The organism is Bartonella sp. AP1QHHD, assembly GCF_042196265.1.
Classification (GTDB): domain Bacteria; phylum Pseudomonadota; class Alphaproteobacteria; order Rhizobiales; family Rhizobiaceae; genus Bartonella.
On record NZ_JBHIPW010000064.1, the window covers coordinates 44,201 to 64,364 of the forward strand.

Below are 20,164 nucleotides of genomic sequence, written 5' to 3' on the forward strand. Positions count from 1 at the left end.
TCATGTTATTTATTTTTTCTCAATGGTATACAGTTTTTGTTTTGAGGTGGGCATAAAAGATATTTTTATCTATATGTCCCCTCCGTTTATGAGCTGTAAGAGAATGATTTGGATTGATTTATCATGAATATTATAACGAGAAGCAGATGGATAAGATCTGTTCGTTTTTTACATTAGCCTATTTTTTTCATAGTATGATAAAATAGAGAGCACAAAATAGATGAGAATATGCGTTGTATACTTGACTTTTTTTCCTATAAACAAATGTTTATAGGAATGTTGAGGGGATAATTATGAAAAAAAGTGCAAGTTTAGATGCAGTGGTTGAGCTGCTGAAAGCGGTCGCAGAAGTAAGCCATTTACGTGTTCTTAGGCTCTTACATCATGAAGATTTAACAATCCCTGATTTTATTTTTATTCTTGATCAGTCGCAAGCATGTATATCACGATATTTACGTTTATTGTACGAAGCACGATTGATTGAGCGTTATCAGAAGGGGGATAGCCTTTATTTTAAGCTTTGTCATGATTTTTGGGGTAAAGACATTGTGATGGGTGTTCTTTCGGCTTTGCCAAAGAATGATGTGTTGTTAGCGCATGATTTAGAACGTTTGAAGGATGTTAAAAAGCAGCGTCAAAAAACGAGGAAGAAGTATTTCTTACAAAATGCGTTGCAACGGGATGTATTACGGTCATCTTATATGGCAGATCATGGTGTAGAAAACGCTTTACTTGAAATCATTGGCGATAAACCATTTCAGACGATGCTGAATATTGGAAGAGGTGAAGACTCTATCTTAAAATTGTTTTCTAATCTTTATACGCATGCGGTTCAAGTCGTGCTTGATAGCAATGTTTTTCACTTGTCTGTTGGAGATACAACTTTTGATTTAGTTATTCTTCATTGGGTTTTACATTTTTTTGAAAACCCTGAAATATTCCTTCATGAGATATCAAGTGTTTTGCGTCCTCATGGACGTTTATTGATTGTGGATTTTGGTTATCATGAAATTGAGTCTTCATATTCTGATCAAGCACATACGCGTTTTGGATTTTCGGCTTTACAAATAGAACAATGGCTTAAAAATACGAGACTTGTTCTAGAACAAAAGGTTTGTCTTACTCCTATACAAAATGAAAACAGTGAGAAAGGTATGGTTACGCTTTGGCTTGCTCGTGATCCGCGTTTATTAGTTGACGATATCAAAGATAAACAAGTCAATTTTGCATAAATCGCGTTTGTTGACCTGCTTTATTCTCTGATTTTTCTTAAGGAATAGCGTAGAGATAAAATTTTATTCAATCATTGATAATCTATTGTTTTTTACATTTGTATTATGTTTTTATATGAGAGTATTGGTGTTTTACAGGGGCTTGGTGGCTGTGTACTGTGTAATGAAAGCACCTTCTATAGAGTTAAGCCTATGAGGATCGTTATTTAAGGTGTCTTGATATCATATTTGTTTTATTAGCCAATATATTGATTTTTTAGATTTCAATGATAGGCTCGAATATAGGAATATTTTTTCATTTCAAATTTCCTGTTTCAGAATCCAAAAGAGTCTGTTTGTTTGTTACAAGAGAAGATATTTATCTAAATAATACCGTTTGTAAAAGGAAATACATATTTCTAAATATGAGAGCGGCGGCGATATGATGTAATAGCGCACAATATAATATAGTGATGGCTCATACCTTCATAAATGTCAAAAATGGTGGTACCCAATAGATCTTACGATGTCTCTTTAAAACAGGTGCTTAGATAAGAAGTACCTTGGAATTTTTAGTGAGGGGTGCAAAAAGATGCTCTAAAAAGACGAAGGGGTAAAAGGGTAAGACAATGCATGATTTTCATTATTTAAAACACAGCGTTATGAGCGTGTTTGAAAGTCGTAAAGGCAAATGAAAGGGATGGTAAAGATGGCAATAGGTTTTTATCTTTGGGCTTTTATGTTTCGTTCAAAATAAATGATGGCTTTTTTAAGATTACTCAAACAGACGTAAATATTTTTACTCTAATTGGGCATATAAAAGCTGGGACTGTTTACATGGTTCTCATTTGCTCTAGTCTTTATCTCAAGCATATTGCCATGTTAGGAGCAGGTGTTGATTTACAAGTAACAGCAAACGTAAAAGCTTGGTAGATGACGCCATAAAATTACTCATAAATTAGTAATGGATTGGAGTGATATTCTGAATTTTAAAAACATTTTGTACAACAATGGTTATAATAGCGTATCTGACTTTACGTTTATTTCTTCTTACAAGCATTCATATATGGCGTTTGTCTATGTGTTTTTCATTATATTCATAAAAATAAGATTGACGATAATCTATGGATAGTCCGTGGCTGAAAGTAGAAAAGAAAAGCGTGATATTACACTAAAGTTTCGTATCTCTTTATCATGAGAAGTATGAAGGTTATTAAAAAGGTTATTAAATAAGTCCATTTTTCTTGCCAAAAGTGATTTTTTCTTTTTATGCTTACTGCTCATTTTATGATGCAGCCCGTTAGTATAGCGTAAAATTGATAGGGCATCATCGTTTTATGTTTTTTATCCATATGCTTTTTCTTGTTTGTGATGTGCCGTAGTATGGCTATTCATTGATTCAATAGACGAAGGTTTAAAATAAGGGAATCTCACGTTCTTGAGATCTCTCATGTAAGTTGTAAAATGATGAGTTATGATTGTAAATCAATGCATTATTTACGTTAGAAGAACAGACTATAACAATTTTTGAGCATAGAAACTACTGTGTGTATTATTTTACGGGATCATTTAAATGATAGAGATTAAGAGAAACGGTCTGCATTGATCTCGGTTTGTTATGTTAAAATGCGTTAGAGCCTGTTGGTTATTGTAAAATAGTTTATCGTTATTTGGAATGATGATAGGACGTGATTCGAAACAAATACCTTCAGAGTTCTCATTTTTTCATAAAATTAAGCTGTTTAAATTCTTCATTGATTGTTACATGAGAGATGCGACAATATTTTAATAATCATTTACAGAATTTTTTATGAAGATAGATAAGATTTTAAAAATCTACATTTTTATTTTTGTGGTGATTGCTGTTCGAAAAGTGATTCTACTTTTATATAGTTTGATTTTTATAGGGTGGATACGTAGAAATTACGGTTTTTTTGATTATGATTATCAGAGTTATGAAAGAAACTATTTAAAAGTTATAATGATCGTAGATTCCAATTGATGCTTCTTGAAATAAAATTGCTTCAAATTGGGTCATTTTAAACTTTTTTTGCCTAAATTTAAACATTTTTAAACAATTTATAACTCTTTTATGTTTTTTTGCGTAGAAGATGATAAGAATTTCTTGTTGTTTAAAGAATTTTATTCCATAGCAAGAATATTGCATCGGCTATCTTAGTGGTTGATGTGAGAGGACGATCGGGGAACCTCCTCCCCCCCCCGCGTGGATCCCCTAGATTGTCTGGCCTGACTGAGGATTTCCTCAGTCAGGCTTTTTATAATTGTTTTGGGGGATGTTGTAGCGTGTTATTAGGGGGAAGTGTAAGATCTGTTATTGTTTCGCCTATACTACCTAAATACATAGAGGGGCAGTTTTTGTTGGGCGGATAGTGTTAGCGTATTCATTTTCAATAATTTGATTTTTCTTTATTGAGGCATCGTTGAATGCTATAAGGAGAATCATAAAAGGAATCTATGTTTGTGTTCTGTGATCTTTAGGTAAGAGATAATGGAATCTTTTTCGCGTCGTATTGTTTTTATTTTATTTGTATTTTTTATTTTTGGCGCTGTCTTTTTTGCTTCTCAAAGTAGTGCTGTTTATCAGTTTTTTTCCGGTCGCTCTTCTTTTTCTTCTCAGAAGCTTGATGTAACAGAGGAGGAGTTGTTAGAGAGATTGTCTGTATCTTTTCCAGATATTATCAAGCATCTTTCTAAGATGAGTCCTCAACAGCAAGAGGTGTTTATTGCGCAGCTGCGTCGTGATGTAATTGCGCTTGCTTTTAAAAGTGGTCAGAGTCGTGAGCAGGCTCACAAATCTGGTGAAACTGTTGCTATGGCTCTTTCAAAAGCGATTTCTCGTCCTTCCATTGCTAATGCTTATTTTTAGCTATTTTTTTAATCGCGCTTTTGGGTTTTATTTTAAGGAGCAAGAGCTTTTCATGAAGTCTTGAAAAGTGCGAGGAGATAATTAATTTGTAAGGTATTAACAAAATTTATCTCTCAAAAGGTAAGCAATTGGAGTATAAGGGTAATGTTGCAATCATTACAGGAGTGATAGAAAGTCTATCAAGGGTATTGGTCCAAGTTAATTGCATTATCAATCGCTACAATGACAAAAGCAGTATTGACTATAATAAAACACGTTAACCGTGTTTTATATGCCGGTTATTTTTTTATTTGATATGAGAAAATAAAAATTTTTTAAAGGATTTAAGCTTTCTTTGTTCTACGGATTTTAGGATATTTATCCACTTGTATGATTTCTGAAAATGAGGTGCAAGGCTGATAAGATGGTAGTCTGTGACAAAGAAAAAAATATTTGAATGAAGATGAGGGTTTATTTTTATTTAAAAGGCTTTGGGGGTATTGAGTTTCCTAACATTTTTCAAAAAAACAGACAAAAGTAATTGTTAAGCTTTGTTGTAGAGATAAAGACGGATATAGCTTTTTTAGCATATTGTTTTATAATGATAATTTGTCATTTTCATATTAAGTGAGAATCTTAAGAATTGCAAAATTCTCTCGTTTTAAATTTATTCATGGTGAAAAAATCAAAATCACTTTCTTGTGCACTACAAGTGAGAGGCTTGTGTGGATAAAAGCTCTTTCAAAAAAAGAAGTAAAAAGCTTCTTTGAGGCATCTTGAGAGCTAAAAGTCTGTTGCAATATTTTGAATTGGTAAAGAGTATGATGGTTTTAGTATATTTATGAATTTTTTATGCGCAATGATGGGAGCGGGGATTTGTTTTATGATTTGTTGGGGTTTTATCGGACATAAAGAGTGCTGTGGGTGTTTATTAACCAGAGAGAAGTGTTGATAACAGTTTATATTTTTTGTGAAACTTTTTTGATATTGAGGATCTTCGGTAAAAAGATGTTCTTGTCTCTCTTTAAGATGCTATTTTTTTAATATAAAAATTGAGTGATACAATAGTGATAGCAGAAATTTACAAATTATATCATTTTATTTAATACGATATAATATTAATTATAGTCTCTTTATTTTTTTTACTTTATGATATAGATAAATCTATAATTTGTGCATAAAGAGATTTTCTTTTGTTGCAGAATTTTATCTTGAAATTGTCTTACTCTTTCCTTTTTCAAGCCGTTCTTTTGCTTTCTTTTTTTGTACAATACATTTGCAAATTATTTGCAGCTAGAATTTGAGAATGTTTGAGTGAAGAGAAAGAAAATGCAATTTTTGAAAATCTTGTTAAATACAGCGTGTGCTGTATTTTTTGTATTTGATGTAAGTTGGACTCATAGTGTCTTAAATGTTGCGGAATCAGCAGAATCCTCAGTGATTGTTGCTTCTAAGATTCCTGATCGTCCTTATGAGTTTCTTATTCAGAAACTTGCGAATAAATATAATGTTCCCGTTAATTTAGCACATGCTGTTGTAAAAGTTGAAAGTAATTATAAGGCAGGTATAAAGGGGGCTGCTGGCGAAATAGGTTTGATGCAAATTAAACCCTCTACGGCACGAGGGTTGGGCTTTAGTGGTTCTGTACAGGATTTGTATGATCCTGCGACCAATCTTGAATATGGTATGCGTTATTTGGCACGGGCCTATAAACTCAGTGGTGGAAGTACATGTGGTACAATCCTTAAATATAATGCAGGCCATGCTGCAAAAAAAATGAATTCCATTTCAGCGAAATATTGCGCAAAAGTAAAGACTTATCTGGCTTCATTAAAATAAAAACATCTGTTGAGAGAGGTTTGTCATAAAATATTTTAAGATGCTATTTTCACGGAGCAGAAAATGTTTTATAAATTAGTATGTCAGTCGGCTGGGCAGCCGCGCTTGTCTGATACTGAAATACGGCAGGTGAGGAAAGTCCGGGCTCCATGGAAAGACGGTGCCGGGTAACACCCGGCAGGGGTGACCCTAGGGAAAGTGCCACAGAAAGTAAACCGCCTATTTTTATAGGTAAGGGTGAAAGGGTGGAGTAAGAGCCCACCGCGCATTCAGTAATGAATGTGGCAAGGTAAACCCCACCGGGAGCAAGACCAAATAGAAATGACGTGCAAAATTTAATTTGCAGCCGATTTCCGGGCGAGTCATTCGGGTAGGTTGCACGAGGCGGATGGTAACATCCGTCCCAGATGAATGGTTGCCATGTAAAGTGTAAGCTTTACTCTACAGAACCCGGCTTATAGGCCGACTGATATTTCATGATGATACGCGATATTTTATAAGATCAATTATATATGGTCTTTTATGGAGTCTATGTGTTTGAAATGGACAATTGAGCAAAGAGTGTTTTAAAAAATTATAACATTTCTTTAAGTATAATGCGTTAGGATCTGTTTTGGGATAACTTTAGTTTTTTCGTTCATTGTGATTAATGTGAAAGTTGAAGGCCAGGTTATTCTAAGATCAGTTGCCATGAGAGAGCTGTTGATTTAAGACAGCCTAACTTCAAGACGGATTATTTTGATAAAGCAGGATCAAAGAGCTGAACGCCATATTCCAGTGTTGTTACAGCCAGTTTTGGCTGGGCTTATGCCATTGGTTGGAGCAAAAGTGATTGATGGCACCTTTGGTGCTGGTGGTTACACGCGCGCTTTGTTAAAGGCAGGGGCACAGGTGATTGCTCTTGATCGTGATCCTCATGCTATCAGTGCAGGACAATCGCTTGTTGAAGAATTTTTTCCACGCCTTCGTTTGGTCCATATGGCGTTTTCACAGCTCGATCGTGTCGTTGAAGAGAAGGTGGATGCAGTTATTTTGGATATTGGTGTCTCTTCAATGCAGCTTGATGAAGCAGAAAGAGGTTTTTCTTTTCAAAAAGATGGTCCATTGGATATGCGAATGGCTCAGACTGGTTTTACAGCCAGCGATGTTGTCAATCATTTAAAAGCAAGGGATTTGGCACGTATTTTTAAGATATTAGGGGAAGAGCGTTATGCGGGGCGAATTGCACGGATGATTGAAAAGCGTCGTGTTGTGCAGCCTTTTTTGCGTACAGGTGATTTGGCGTATGCTATCGAAACGTTGATAGGACGTAAACCGGGAGATCGTATTCATCCGGCAACACGTGTATTTCAGGCTCTTCGTATCTATGTTAATGATGAAATTGGTGAATTGGCATGTGGTTTATTTGCTGCTGAACGCGTTTTAAAAGCTGGAGGCCGTTTGGGGGTTGTCAGTTTTCATTCTCTTGAAGATCGTATGGTCAAAAGATTTTTTTCGGCTCGTTCTGGAGAATGTATGAGATCACGCTATCTGCCAGAAATAAAGGCTGCTCCAGCAACATTTTTTCCTTTGTTTAGAGGTGGGATCACGGCAACTAAAGAGGAGTTACAGAAAAATCCTCGTTCACGTTCTGCGAGGTTGCGTATTGGTGTACGGACTGAAGCAGAGGCTCTTGCAGCAGATATGAAATTATTTGGTTTAGCAGAGATTGCCAGTTTTGAAGGCAGCAAAAAATGACAGTTTTTCGTACATTTGATATGATTTTAGTGTTGATTATGATTTGTATGGCAGGACTTACTTATAAGGTAAAATATGATGTTCAAAAACGAATGAACGAAGTTCTTCATCTTGAGCATGAAATTGCTGCAGCAAAAAATACGGTAAGTTTGCTTCATGCTGAGTGGGCTGTGATGATAAGTCCTTCACGCATGCAAAAACTTGCGAAACGTTATCAGAAAGAACTTGGGTTAGAGGTTATACAGCCGCGTCAAATCGTGGAGTTTAAAGACATTCCGGTATGGGCACATGATCAAATTGAAGAAGTGATTAAACAAAATATCTTGGAAGATAATCAAAATATTTTGACAAATAATCGGGCTTCTCAGATCAATAGTGTTATCCAAAAAGGCGCGCAGTAATGAAATCGACTTTTTTATTCTCACAGAAGAAAAAGCGCTTAAAGAATTCGTTGAATAATCATAATGTTTCTGTTCGTCGTCCCCATTCTAGTCGTCCACGTTTGCTTTTTTCGTTGTTCTGCTTTTTAATTTTATATGGCATCATGGGGGCTTGCCTTATTTCTTATGGGTTGGAAGGTGGACAGATTGAAGAAGCAAAAGGGCCAGGAGTTCTTCAATTGATGGCACGGCCTGATATCGTTGATCGTAATGGTCGTTTATTGGCAACAGATATTAAAACTTATTCACTTTTTGCTGAGCCACGACGTATTATTGATGTGGATGAAACAATTGAATTGCTCTCAACAGTTTTGCCTGATCTTAATTGGCAGGAAACCTATAAGCGCTTAAAAAGAAAATCTAGTTTTTCTTGGATACAGCGGGGGTTAACACCAATGCAGAAGACGCAAATTATGGCTCTTGGTATACCAGGAATTGGTTTTCGGACTGAAATTCGTCGCTTTTATCCTGATGGACCTGTAACTTCCCATATTCTCGGTATGGTGAATGTTGATAATCAGGGCATTGCAGGTATGGAAAAATATATTGATGATGCGGGGTTGAGTGCTTTGCGTGCCGCTGGTCTTGCCATGGAAGAATCATTAAAACAAGTTCAGCTTTCGATTGATGTGCGTGTTCAGGCAATTGTTCATGATGAACTTATTCAGGCTATGAAGCGTTATAAGGCAATTGCTGCAGGAGCTGTTATTTTAAATATACATACGGGGGAAGTTTTGGCTTTGGCATCACTACCAGATTTTGATCCTGGAAATCCTATCGAAGCTTTAAAAAGTGATCGTCTCAATCGGATGACGGCAGGAGCTTTTGAAATGGGATCAATTATTAAAAGTTTTACGACAGCCATGGCACTTGATTCCAATATTTTTCATTTAAACAGTATTATTGATGCTTCAAAGCCAATAAAAGCAAGTAGTGGGTATACTATTCATGATTTTCATGGAAAAAATCGACCCTTAACGTTATGGGAGGTTTTTATTTATTCTTCTAATATTGGTTCTGCTAAAGAGGCATTGGCGATAGGGATTGATAAACATCGTGGTTTTTTGCAAAAACTTGGATTACTGGATCGTCTCACAACAGAGTTGCCTGAAGTTGCCCACCCTATTGTACCACATCATTGGAAGGATATCCATTCTATGACGATTTCTTTTGGGCATGGTATGGCAACAACACCCTTGCAAACAGCTGTCGGGGCTGCTGCTTTAATGAATGGTGGTTGGTTAATTGCTCCGACATTTTTAAAACGGACAAAAGAACAAACTCTGCACCATGCAAAACGGGTTTTGCAGGCTAAAACAAGTCAAAATATGCGTTACCTTTATCAATTAAATAGTGATATTGGTTCTGGACGTAATGCAAAAGTAGAAGGCTATCGTGTAGGTGGTAAGACAGGAACAGCTGAAAAAGTTGAAAATGGCAAATATTCTAAAACAAAAAATTTCAATAGTTTTCTTGCTGCTTTTCCTATTGAAGATCCTGCTTATGTTGTTTTAACAATTATTGATGAACCAAAGCCTGCAGAGGGACAGCGTTCAGCAACAGCGGGAATGAATGCTGGACCAATGCTTGCTAATATTGTTCGTCGCACAGCTAGTTTTCTTGGTGTAAAACCCGATTTTAAAAAAGAATATGAGCTTCTTTTAAGTAAAAAGAGCAATTCAAGTTTCGTTAAACAACAGTAAAATAAATACAAAGGTGCATCGTTATGTTGTTTGGAACAGTTTTTACAGAATGTGTTGAAGATGAAAGTCTTTCTTCAATAGTAATAACAGGAATAAGTGTGGATTCTCGGCAAGTTTTGCCGGGCTATGTTTTTGTCGCTGTTCAGGGGAAAAAAAGTGATGGAAGACACTATATAGATGATGCGATAAAGCGTGGCGCACGAGCAATCGTTACAGACTGTCATGCTGTTCTTGAGGATTTATCTGTTCCCATTTTACGTGTTTCTAATGTTCGTCATAGTTTAGCGTTGGCAGCTGCACGTTTTTACGGTTCTCAGCCTGAAACGGTCGTTGCTGTGACTGGTACAAGTGGTAAAACATCTGTTGTCTCTTTTCTTCGGCAAATTTGGACTTATGCTGGATTTTGTGCTGCGAGTATAGGAACGGTTGGTGTTGTTTCTCCTAAACGGAATGTTTATGGTTCTCTCACAACACCTGATCCGGTCGTCTTGCACCGTCTTCTTTATGAAATTTCTCATGAAGGTGTGACTCATGCAGCTCTTGAAGCTTCTTCGCATGGGCTTGATCAAGGACGACTTGATGGAGTTCGTTTAACGGCTGGTGCCTTTACTAATTTAGGGCGAGATCACATGGATTATCACACGGGGGTAGAGGATTATTTGCGGGCTAAAATGAGGTTGTTTGATACACTTTTGCCTGTATCTTCTCCTGCTTTGATTTTTGCTGATGATGTTTATTCACAAAAGGTTATTGATGTTGTTACACAAGCACGCCGCCGTGTCTTGACAATTGGTCGTAAGGGGCAATTTATCACGATTAATCGTGTTGAACATCAACGCTCAAAACAGTGTATTGAGTGTCGTGTGGAAAATAATATTTATACATTTGATTTGCCTTTGGCTGGAGATTTTCAGGTAGCCAATGCGCTTATGGCAGCGGGGTTAGCAATTGCAACTGGTGTTTCACCTCGTAAGGTTTTTTCTGCGCTTGAAACTTTGCAGGGGGCACCTGGGCGGTTGGAATTTGTGGGAAAGACAGAAAATAATGCGCCTGTTTATATTGATTATGCCCATAAACCAGAAGCTTTGGAGCAGGTTTTGCTTTCTGTTCGTCCCTTTACGCAAGGGCGTTTGATCGTTGTTTTTGGTTGTGGAGGAGATCGTGATCAAGGAAAAAGACCTTTGATGGGAAAAATTGCGGCGGATAAAGCGGATATTGTTATTGTAACGGATGATAATCCTCGCACAGAAATGCCAGAAAAAATACGCAAGGATATTTTACAGGCGGTGCCAACAGCAATAGAGATAGCAGATCGTGGAGAGGCTATTTCTTACGCGGTGGAGCTTTTGAAAGTTGGTGATACATTAATCATTGCTGGAAAAGGTCATGAGGATGGCCAAATTATAGGGCAGACAACTTATCCTTTTTCAGATCGTCTGAAAGCGATAGAAGCTTTAGAGGACCGAAAGAAATGACAACTTTATGGGATAAGCAAGCACTTGTTGCTGCAGTTAATGGTGTTGTAATGGGAAGCCTGCCAGAAACTTTTTCTGGGGTTTCCATTGATAGCCGTACTCTTGCGGAAGGGGATGTTTTTTTCTGCATTAAAGGGCATCATCTTGATGGTCATGATTTTGCTGCGCAAGCTTATGAACGAGGTGCAGGCGTTCTTATCGTTGCGGAACACCGTTTGAGGGATATGAAAAAGATATCGGCTCCACTTATTGTTGTTCCTGATGTTTTGCAAGCCTTAGAAAAACTTGCACAAGCTGCACGCAAACGTTCAAGAGCTAAGATTATCGCGATAACAGGATCGGTGGGAAAAACAACGACAAAAGAGGCTTTGAAACAAGCACTTGCAACGGTTGGGAATGTTCATGCGAATCTCGCTTCTTTAAACAATTGCTGGGGGGTTCCACTCACTTTAGTGCGGATGCCTATGGAGAGTGATTATGGTATCTTTGAAATTGGCATGAATCATAGAGATGAGATTCGCCCTCTGGTCAAACTTGTTTGTCCGCATGTTGCTCTCATTACGCATATTTGTGCAGGACATATGGGTTTTTTCAAAAATCTTGAAGAAATAGCAAAGGTAAAAGCTGAAATTTTTGAAGGATTAGATGAAAAAGGAATTGCCATTTTAAATGCGGATAGTGATTTTTTTTCTTATCTCGTTCAAAAAGCAAAGAAATGTGGTGTAAAGAAGATCTTAAGCTTTGGTGAGACTAAAGATGCTGATTATCAAGCGCGAGATATACGTCTTCTAACTGATAGTACTTCTATGATTGTGCGTATTGGGGGGCGGGATAGGAAGGTTCAAATTGGTGCTCCAGGACGCCATATTGTGCAAAATAGTTTAGGGGTTATCGCTGCTTGTGATGCTATGGGAGTTGAGTTAGAGCCTGTTCTTCTTTCTTTTCGCTATTTTTCTTCTCAAAAGGGGCGAGGTGTTCGTTATCGACTGTCTTTATCAAATGGGGGTGAATTTTATCTCATTGATGAAAGCTATAATGCAAATCCTGCTTCTATGCGTGCTGCGCTTGAGCTTCTTGCTACAGGACCAGTCGGGGAAGAGGGGCGGCGAATTGCTATTTTAGGAGATATGCTAGAGTTAGGGGAGTATAGTGAAAAGCTTCATCGTGATTTAATAAAGCCAATACGTCTTTCCGGTGCTAATCCGGTTTTTCTATTTGGTGAGGCGATGAAATCTTTAGTCAGTGATTTGTCTGCTGGTGTTAAGGTTCATTATGCTGAAAATATTGAGAAAATTTTATCTCTCCTTTTAGCAGAAATTTCTTCTGGGGATCTGCTTATGGTTAAATCATCCAATAGCCTTTGTTCATCAAATATTGTGACTGCATTGCTTGACCGCTATAAAGCGGTTTCTTCATAGTTTTAAGAGGTTTTTTGTACCATGATGCTGTTTTTTTCTTCGTTTAGTGATTGGCTTCCAGGTGTGAATGTATTTCGTTATATTACTTTTCGCACGATAGCGGCTATGCTTAATTCGGGGCTCATCGTCTTTTTGTTTGGACCTAGCATCATTGCTTCTCTTAAATTGCGGCAGGGTAAGGGGCAACCGATTCGTGCGGATGGTCCTCAAACACATTTTAAAAAGGCTGGAACACCTACAATGGGTGGATTGATGATTTTAACCGGTATTGTGGTATCGGCATTTTTGTGGTGTAATTTATCGAATATTTATTTTTGGGTATCGCTATTGGTTATGCTTTCTTTTGGGGCAATTGGATTTTATGACGATTATCTTAAGGTCACAAAACAAACAGACAAAGGATTTTCTGGGAAAGCACGGTTAAGTTTGGAGTTTTGTGTTGCCGCAATCGCTGCTTTTGTCATCCTACAAATTGGCTCATCTGGATTCGCTTTGCCTTTTTTGAAAGATTATCTTATCAATTTGGGCTGGTTTTTTATTCCTTTTTCTGCTTTTGTTATTGTCGCGACGGGTAATGCGGTTAATTTGACGGATGGACTTGATGGCCTTGCTATTGTTCCTGTGATGGTTGCAGCCTTATCTTTTGCTCTGATTGCTTATCTTTCTGGTAATATGAATTTTGCTGATTATCTCCAAATCCATTATGTATCGGGAGCAGGTGAATTGGCTGTTTTATTGGGAGCTGTTGTTGGGGCAGGGCTTGGTTTTTTATGGTTTAATGCACCACCTGCAGCTATTTTTATGGGAGATACTGGTTCGTTGGCTCTTGGAGGATTATTAGGGACTGTTGCAGTCGCTACGAAGCACGAAATTGTTTTGGCTCTTATTGGTGGGCTTTTTGTTGTGGAAGCTTTTTCGGTCGTTATTCAGGTTGGTTATTTCAAATTAACAAGAAAACGAGTGTTTCTTATGGCACCGATACATCATCATTTTGAGAAAAAAGGCTGGACTGAAAGCCAAGTCGTGATACGCTTTTGGATTATTTCAATTGTTCTCGCTCTCATAGGTCTTTCAACACTTAAATTGCGGTGAGAATGTGATTTCTGTTACGTGTTATAAAGGTCAAAAAGTTGCTCTGTTTGGGTTGGGACAGTCTGGACTAGCAACGGCACAAGCATTGATGCGTGGCGGTGCAGAAGTGGTGGCGTGGGATGATAGTCCTTCAAGCGTGCAGATGGCTTTTCGGCACAATATTCCAACGCGAAATCTCCGTTATGAAGATTGGTCAGAATTTGTTGCATTGATTGTAGCTCCTGGAGTTCCTTTAAATTATCCTCAACCCCATTGGGTTGTTGAAAAAGCACGAAAAAAAAATATAGAAATTATCGGTGATATTGAATTATTTGTTCGTGCGCGCCAGCATTTTTTACAGCATTATGGTTTTTGTGACCAAGATGTTCCTTTCATTGCGATTACGGGGACGAATGGAAAGTCAACCACAACGGCTTTACTTGCGCATTTGTTGGAAAAAATGGGTTATGATGTGCAGGTGGGGGGGAATATCGGAAAGGCAATATTGACGCTTAAGCCATTTGTTAAAAAACGTATCTATGTGATTGAATGTTCATCATTTCAAATTGATCTTACTCCCTCTCTTCAGCCGACCATTGGACTTTTATTGAATTTAACACCTGATCATATTGATCGACATGGGAGTTTTGCCTGTTATGTGCAAACCAAAAGGCATCTGATTGCTCAGGCTTCTCAGGCTTTCATTTCAGTTGATGATGCAGCTTGTCGGGTTTTATATCAACAGTTACTTCATGATGGGAAGCAAATTGAGGCAGTTTCCAAGGATCATTTTGTTGAAAATGGTTTTTATGCAGATGGGACCAAGCTCTTTTCTGTTCGTCAAGGACAGCGCCATATGCTTGCAGATCTTGCTCCTATGGCGGTGTTACGTGGGAGACATAATGCGCAAAATGCCCTTATGGCATTAGCAACATTGCAGGCTTTAAAAATAACTGATCCTTCTGTGAACAAGCATTTAGCAAGTTATAAAGGGTTGGATCATCGTATGCAGCAGGTGCGTAAAATGGGGGCGGTTTTGTTTATCAATGACAGCAAGGCTACTAATGCAGATGCAACAGCTCCTGCGCTTTCCACCTTTAATGATATTTTTTGGATTGTTGGGGGACAGGCAAAAAAGGGAGGGATAGAGTCTCTTAGAGAATTTTTTCCTAAAATTCGTAAAGCCTATTTGATTGGGAGCGCGGCAGAAGAATTTGCTCGCACTATTGGATCTGCGTTTCCCTTTTCTATAAGTTTAACTTTGAAAAATGCGGTGCGTGAAGCAGCTGTTGACGCAATGGGTTGTAAGGAAAAAGAGGTGACGGTTCTTTTGTCACCTGCTTGTGCAAGTTATGACCAATTTAAAAATTATGAAATGCGAGGCGAAGCATTTGTCTCTTTTGTGATGCAGTTACAATAAAAAAGCATCAGTTATAAAAAAATATTTTTGCGTTAAGACTCCAGAATCTTTTTTTGTGTAATTTAGTTTTTAAAGTGTTTGTTAAACAGGCTGGGGAACCATATCACTTTGAGATAATTTATAAAATGGATAAGGTGGATATCATGGTGACGCGTGCAGATAGAGATCCAATTGCTAATTGGTGGTGGACGATTGATCGCTCTATCTTTGCAGCTTGTTTAATTTTAATGGGAATTGGCATTATGCTGTCTTTTGCTGCCAGCCCTATTATTGCAAAAAAAATCGGAATTGCTGATAGTTTTTATTTTGTTCGGTGGCATATCATTTTTAGCATTTCAGCATTTTTTACGATGGTTACCATTTCCTTTTTTTCGCTTTCTAATATTCGTCGTTTATGTGCTCTTTTGCTCATTGTAACGCTTGCTCTTATGGTTGCAACCTTATTTTGGGGTCCAGAATTAAAGGGAGCACGGAGGTGGATTCTACTATTTGGTTTTTCTGTACAGGCTTCAGAGTTTATGAAGCCAGCTTTTGTGGTTATGTCCGCTTGGCTTTTTTCAGAACAGATACGCAGGAGGGGAATTCTGGGTTATACGTTAGCGATTCTACTTTATGCCATTTGTTGTGTGCTTCTGGTTTTGCAGCCTGATATTGGACAAACAGTTTTAATAAGTGCAACATGGGGGGGGCTATTTTTTATTGCTGGTGTACCTCTTACCATTATTTTTCTCTTTCTCATTTTAGGCGTTGTAGGAATTATTTTAGCTTATCTTTTTCTGCATCATGTGCGCGAGCGTATTAATGGTTTTTTGACAGGTGAAGGGGATACGTTTCAAGTGGATGTAGGACGTGAGGCTATTTTGAATGGTGGTTGGTTTGGGCAAGGCCCTGGGGAGGGAACAGTAAAACGTATCATTCCTGATAGCCATACAGATTTTGTATTTTCCGTTGCTGCTGAAGAATATGGTATTATTCTTTGTTTATTAATTATGATGCTTTTTGGCTTTATCGTTATGCGTTCATTGTATATAGCCATGAATACACGTGATTCCTTTATACGTCTTGGTATTACTGGCATAGCAATGATGATTGGCTTTCAATCAGCGATTAATATGGCCGTTAATCTTCACTTAATTCCTCCAAAAGGCATGACATTGCCTTTTATTTCTTATGGTGGTTCTTCGATGGTGGCGATTGCGTTTTCAATGGGCATTTTGCTCAGTTTAACACGTCGTTGGCCAGAAGCGCGCCTTTCAGCTTTTTCTTCCTCTTCTGTCTTGGATACCCCTTATGAATGATAAAAAAGTTATTGTTTTGGTGGCTGGTGGTACAGGTGGACATCTTTTTCCTGCTGAAGCCCTTTCTGTTGAATTAAGGCAGCGTGGATATGATGTTCATTTAATAACAGATGAAAGAGCACGACCTTTTGTTCGGTGCTTTGATGAAGGGCATATTCATATCGTTTCATCGGCAACATTTACACGACGCCATCCTTTTGCTCTGATAAAGACGTTTTGGTCTTTGCTAAGGGGGATGGGGCAAACGTTGGCGTTGTTTTATAAATTACGTCCTGTTCTTGTTGGAGGATTTGGGGGGTATCCGAGCTTTCCTCCTCTTTTTATTGCGGCCTTAACGAGGCGTGTAACATTTATTCATGAACAAAATGCTGTTATGGGGCGTGCCAATCGGGTGTTGGCAATTTTTGTGCGTGCAATCGCTGGTGGTTTGTTGTCACCAAAAGGCGCTTATGCTCATAAAATACTTTTGACGGGGAATCCTGTCCGTGAGGCTGTGTTGAAGGCGGCCAAAATTCCTTATCATTCTTCAGAGGGAGAAAAGCCATTTAATTTTTTGATTTTTGGAGGTAGCCAAGGGGCTTCTGCTTTTTCACATATTGTTCCAGAAGCTATTGCTTTATTTGATGATAAGAACCGTAAACGTTTACGAATTGTACAGCAAGTCCGCGGTGAAGCAGGAAGGTTGATCAAAATCTATCGTGATATGGGCGTACAAGCAGAAGTTGCTCCTTTCTTTGATGATATGGCTGAACGTATGGCACATGCTCATTTTATTTTGTCGCGCGCTGGGGCTTCGTCCGTTTGTGAGATAGCGGTGATTGGTAGACCTGCTTTGCTTGTTCCCTATCCCCATGCTTTAGATCATGATCAGGCTGCCAATGCAGCTCTGCTTGCTCGTGTAGGTGGTGCGCAAATTGTATCAGAAAAAGATTTAAATGCACAAAAGCTTTTTTCTCTTTTAATGCACGCTTGTTGTGCGCCCCATTTATTGGAAAAACAAGCGCTTGCTGCAAAAAAAGTTGGACAACCTCATGCAACCCGTTGCCTTGCTGATATGGCTGAGTCCTTAATTGCAGGGCGATTGTTGTCAGATATAAAAGAGGAGCTTTTTAATGAAAATGCCACTTGATATAGGCGTTATCCATTTTATCGGAATCGGGGGGATCGGTATGAGTGGAATTGCGGAGGTTTTTTATAATCTTGGCTATAAAGTTCAAGGGTCAGATCAAGTTGAAAGTGCAAATGTTGAACGTTTGCGGAAAAAAGGAATTAACGTTCATATAGGTCATTGTGCTGAAAACTTAGGGAATGCAGAGGTTGTTGTTTTTTCTACTGCCGTTAAAAAAACAAATCCTGAGTATATTGCTGCAAAGGAAAGACATTTGCCGCTTGTCAGACGTGCAGAAATGCTGGCGGAGCTGATGCGGTTTCGGCGTGCAATTGCGGTGGGTGGTACACATGGTAAAACAACAACCACATCAATGGTCGCAGCCCTTCTTGATGCTGGTCATTTTGATCCAGTGGTGATTAATGGCGGTATTATTAATGCTTATGGTACGAATTCTCGTACAGGAGATGGCGATTGGATGATTGTTGAAGCTGATGAAAGTGATGGTACATTTTTAAAGCTGCCTGCTGATATTGCTGTTATTACTAATATTGACGCTGAGCATTTGGATCATTATGGAAATTTTGATGCTGTGCGTGAGGCTTTTCGGCAATTCGTAGAAAATGTTCCTTTTTATGGTTTTGCTGTTTTGTGTCTTGATCATCCAGAGGTTCAGTCATTGGCGGGCCGTATTGATGATCGTTGGGTGATCACTTATGGTGCAAATCCACAAGCGGATGTTCGTTTTCTTAATCTTTCGATGGATGGTCAAAAAACGCATTTTGATGTTCTTGTTCGCTCACGCAAAACAGGAAGAAAGATTGAGTTGAAAAATTTGCTTTTGCCCATGGCAGGGCAGCATAATGTTGCTAATGCAACGGCGGCGATTGCTATTGCGCATGAACTAGGCATTTCAAATGAAGCTATAAAAAGGGGCTTAGCAGAATTTGGCGGAGTAAAACGGCGTTTTACGCGAACAGGAAATTGGCGTGGCATTGAAATATTTGATGATTATGGACATCATCCTGTTGAAATAAAGGCTGTTTTGCGTGCAGCACGTGAGAGTGCAAAAGGGCGTGTTATTGCGATTGCACAACCCCATCGGTATTCACGTTTGTATCATTTATTTGATGATTTTTCTGCTTGTTTTAATGATGCAGATACAGTGTTGATTACGCCCGTTTATGCGGCTGGTGAAGAGCCTATTGTAGGATTTGGTTCTCAAGAATTGGTAGAGCATATTAAAATGGCGGGTCATCGTGATGTGCGCTTGATACATAGTCTGGAAGATGTCGTGTCTCTTGTCTCAAAATTTGCTCAGGCAGAGGATTATGTTGTTTTTCTTGGTGCTGGCAATATCACACAATGGGCTTGTGCGTTGCCTCATCAATTAGCGGTATTGGATGGTCATGGTAAATTTTCAGCACATTGATGGTGAGGCGCTATTGGCGCAATTGCAACCACTGTTGGGTGGCGTGAGAGGAAAGCTTACACCTAATGTTGAGATGCGTAAGGTAACGTGGTTTCGCACGGGCGGGTTGGCAGAGCTTTTTTATCAGCCTGTTGATGAAGAAGATTTGGCTCTCTTTCTTCAAAATTTGCCTGAATTTGTTCCTGTAACAATTGTCGGTATTGGTTCTAATCTTCTGGTGCGTGATGGGGGGGTTCCTGGTGTTGTGATTCGTCTTTCGCCAAAAAAATTTGGGCAAGTGAAGCAAGTTTCTCCAAAAGGCTTTTTAGTTGGTGCTGGTACGGCGGATAAACATTTAGCTGCTGCCGCTTTAGAAGCTGAGATTGCAGGTTTTCATTTTTATCATGGTATTCCCGGAGGTCTTGGAGGAGCTCTCAAAATGAACGCGGGTGCGAATGGTGTTGAAACTGCAGCGCGTGTTGTCGAGGTCTATGCGCTGGATCGTAAAGGGCAACGTCATATCTTGAGTGTGAAAGATATGCATTATTCCTATCGCCATTGTGATATTCCTAAAGATTTTATTTTTACGGCTGCTTTATTAGAAGGAAGAATCGGCAATAAAGATGATATTCGTGCTGCTATGGATGAAGTTGCCCTCCACAGAGAAACAGTGCAACCTATTCGCGAAAAAACAGGGGGGTCAACTTTCAAAAATCCTGAGAATACATCCGCGTGGCGCGTGATTGATGAAGCAGGGTGTCGTGGTTTACAGATTGGTGGCGCTCAAATGAGTGAAATGCACTGTAATTTTATGATTAATACAGGGCAAGCAACAGGATATGATCTTGAAGCATTGGGAGAAACAGTGCGTGCGCGTGTTTTTGCAAATTCAGCCCACCTTTTACAATGGGAAATAGAGCGTATTGGTCAATTTGAGCGTGGTCGAAGTGTTTCTCCTTTTGATCCATTTCATTGATTTATTGTTCACTAAAAAAGTGAAAATAAAAAATTGAGTCATTTCAAAGAGATAATAAAAAAATTCTATTAAGAATCAATAAATTAACAAAGAATCTCTTGCATCAGGCTTTTGAGTCTGATTCATTATGCAAAATGCTAGGTTATTGATTCGCAAGGATAAACTTTGTTTTTCCTGTATGTGGTGCTGAT

General features: G+C 38.5%; 15 protein-coding genes and 1 other RNA gene. All 16 read left to right on the forward strand.

Features of this window, described 5'->3' with window-relative positions; translation table 11 throughout:
- Positions 1 to 293 precede the first annotated feature (293 nt).
- A complete protein-coding gene (locus tag ACFIME_RS06115) occupies positions 294 to 1,232 on the forward strand; it encodes an ArsR/SmtB family transcription factor (RefSeq protein WP_375684653.1) in 939 nt (312 codons plus the stop codon).
- Positions 1,233 to 1,883: 651 nt separating this feature from the next.
- Entirely contained in the window at positions 1,884 to 2,144 is a 261-nt protein-coding gene (locus ACFIME_RS06120) for a hypothetical protein (protein ID WP_375676879.1), read from the forward strand.
- Between the two features lie 1,576 nt (positions 2,145 to 3,720).
- Positions 3,721 to 4,098, forward strand: coding sequence for a hypothetical protein (locus ACFIME_RS06125; RefSeq protein ID WP_375618214.1), 378 nt, complete (start codon positions 3,721 to 3,723; stop codon positions 4,096 to 4,098).
- Between the two features lie 1,308 nt (positions 4,099 to 5,406).
- Positions 5,407 to 5,916 (forward strand): lytic transglycosylase domain-containing protein, encoded by a 510-nt coding sequence (locus ACFIME_RS06130; RefSeq protein WP_375662075.1) that lies wholly within the window; start codon positions 5,407 to 5,409, stop codon positions 5,914 to 5,916.
- 83 nt (positions 5,917 to 5,999) lie between these two features.
- Positions 6,000 to 6,390, forward strand: an RNA gene (rnpB, locus tag ACFIME_RS06135) — RNase P RNA component class A.
- A 264-nt stretch (positions 6,391 to 6,654) separates the two neighbouring features.
- Complete coding sequence (gene rsmH / locus ACFIME_RS06140; protein WP_375662076.1) at positions 6,655 to 7,653, forward strand: 16S rRNA (cytosine(1402)-N(4))-methyltransferase RsmH; 999 nt, start codon at positions 6,655 to 6,657, stop codon at positions 7,651 to 7,653.
- The gene (locus ACFIME_RS06145; RefSeq protein WP_375662077.1) at positions 7,650 to 8,054 is read left to right on the forward strand and encodes a hypothetical protein; all 405 of its coding nucleotides are present in this window, start codon (positions 7,650 to 7,652) and stop codon (positions 8,052 to 8,054) included. Before rsmH ends, ACFIME_RS06145 begins: the two co-directional genes overlap by 4 nt.
- Positions 8,054 to 9,796 (forward strand): peptidoglycan D,D-transpeptidase FtsI family protein, encoded by a 1,743-nt coding sequence (locus tag ACFIME_RS06150; protein WP_375662078.1) that lies wholly within the window; start codon positions 8,054 to 8,056, stop codon positions 9,794 to 9,796. The genes ACFIME_RS06145 and ACFIME_RS06150 overlap by 1 nt, the downstream gene beginning before the upstream one ends.
- 23 nt (positions 9,797 to 9,819) lie before the next feature.
- The gene (locus tag ACFIME_RS06155) at positions 9,820 to 11,271 is read left to right on the forward strand and encodes a UDP-N-acetylmuramoyl-L-alanyl-D-glutamate--2,6-diaminopimelate ligase (RefSeq protein WP_375662079.1); all 1,452 of its coding nucleotides are present in this window, start codon (positions 9,820 to 9,822) and stop codon (positions 11,269 to 11,271) included.
- Positions 11,268 to 12,689 (forward strand): UDP-N-acetylmuramoyl-tripeptide--D-alanyl-D-alanine ligase, encoded by a 1,422-nt coding sequence (murF, locus tag ACFIME_RS06160; RefSeq protein WP_375684654.1) that lies wholly within the window; start codon positions 11,268 to 11,270, stop codon positions 12,687 to 12,689. The genes ACFIME_RS06155 and murF overlap by 4 nt, the downstream gene beginning before the upstream one ends.
- A 21-nt stretch (positions 12,690 to 12,710) precedes the next feature.
- The gene (gene mraY / locus ACFIME_RS06165) at positions 12,711 to 13,781 is read left to right on the forward strand and encodes a phospho-N-acetylmuramoyl-pentapeptide-transferase (RefSeq protein ID WP_375633003.1); all 1,071 of its coding nucleotides are present in this window, start codon (positions 12,711 to 12,713) and stop codon (positions 13,779 to 13,781) included.
- 4 nt (positions 13,782 to 13,785) lie between these two features.
- A complete protein-coding gene (gene murD, locus ACFIME_RS06170; RefSeq protein ID WP_375684655.1) occupies positions 13,786 to 15,180 on the forward strand; it encodes a UDP-N-acetylmuramoyl-L-alanine--D-glutamate ligase in 1,395 nt (464 codons plus the stop codon).
- A gap of 143 nt (positions 15,181 to 15,323) precedes the next feature.
- On the forward strand, positions 15,324 to 16,478 hold the full coding sequence (locus tag ACFIME_RS06175) for an FtsW/RodA/SpoVE family cell cycle protein (protein WP_015856642.1): 1,155 nt from the start codon (positions 15,324 to 15,326) through the stop codon (positions 16,476 to 16,478).
- On the forward strand, positions 16,471 to 17,607 hold the full coding sequence (gene murG, locus ACFIME_RS06180; RefSeq protein ID WP_375662081.1) for an undecaprenyldiphospho-muramoylpentapeptide beta-N-acetylglucosaminyltransferase: 1,137 nt from the start codon (positions 16,471 to 16,473) through the stop codon (positions 17,605 to 17,607). Before ACFIME_RS06175 ends, murG begins: the two co-directional genes overlap by 8 nt.
- Positions 17,591 to 19,018 carry a UDP-N-acetylmuramate--L-alanine ligase gene (gene murC, locus ACFIME_RS06185; protein WP_375662082.1) on the forward strand — a complete coding sequence of 476 codons (1,428 nt, stop codon included), beginning with the start codon at positions 17,591 to 17,593 and terminating at the stop codon, positions 19,016 to 19,018. Before murG ends, murC begins: the two co-directional genes overlap by 17 nt.
- Positions 18,996 to 19,973 (forward strand): UDP-N-acetylmuramate dehydrogenase, encoded by a 978-nt coding sequence (murB, locus tag ACFIME_RS06190; RefSeq protein WP_375662115.1) that lies wholly within the window; start codon positions 18,996 to 18,998, stop codon positions 19,971 to 19,973. The genes murC and murB overlap by 23 nt, the downstream gene beginning before the upstream one ends.
- The last annotated feature ends 191 nt before the right edge of the window (positions 19,974 to 20,164 follow it).

What these genes read in the sequence shown, in the direction of transcription:
- ACFIME_RS06115 (WP_375684653.1), top strand. Translation starts at nt 294, where the DNA reads ATGAAAAAAAGTGCAAGTTTAGATGCAGTGGTTGAGCTGCTGAAAGCG.
- ACFIME_RS06125 (WP_375618214.1), top strand. Translation starts at nt 3,721, where the DNA reads ATGGAATCTTTTTCGCGTCGTATTGTTTTTATTTTATTTGTATTTTTT.
- ACFIME_RS06130 (WP_375662075.1), top strand. Translation starts at nt 5,407, where the DNA reads ATGCAATTTTTGAAAATCTTGTTAAATACAGCGTGTGCTGTATTTTTT.
- ACFIME_RS06145 (WP_375662077.1), top strand. Translation starts at nt 7,650, where the DNA reads ATGACAGTTTTTCGTACATTTGATATGATTTTAGTGTTGATTATGATT.
- ACFIME_RS06150 (WP_375662078.1), top strand. Translation starts at nt 8,054, where the DNA reads ATGAAATCGACTTTTTTATTCTCACAGAAGAAAAAGCGCTTAAAGAAT.
- ACFIME_RS06155 (WP_375662079.1), top strand. Translation starts at nt 9,820, where the DNA reads ATGTTGTTTGGAACAGTTTTTACAGAATGTGTTGAAGATGAAAGTCTT.
- murF (WP_375684654.1), top strand. Translation starts at nt 11,268, where the DNA reads ATGACAACTTTATGGGATAAGCAAGCACTTGTTGCTGCAGTTAATGGT.
- mraY (WP_375633003.1), top strand. Translation starts at nt 12,711, where the DNA reads ATGATGCTGTTTTTTTCTTCGTTTAGTGATTGGCTTCCAGGTGTGAAT.
- ACFIME_RS06175 (WP_015856642.1), top strand. Translation starts at nt 15,324, where the DNA reads ATGGTGACGCGTGCAGATAGAGATCCAATTGCTAATTGGTGGTGGACG.
- murG (WP_375662081.1), top strand. Translation starts at nt 16,471, where the DNA reads ATGAATGATAAAAAAGTTATTGTTTTGGTGGCTGGTGGTACAGGTGGA.
- murC (WP_375662082.1), top strand. Translation starts at nt 17,591, where the DNA reads ATGAAAATGCCACTTGATATAGGCGTTATCCATTTTATCGGAATCGGG.
- murB (WP_375662115.1), top strand. Translation starts at nt 18,996, where the DNA reads ATGGTAAATTTTCAGCACATTGATGGTGAGGCGCTATTGGCGCAATTG.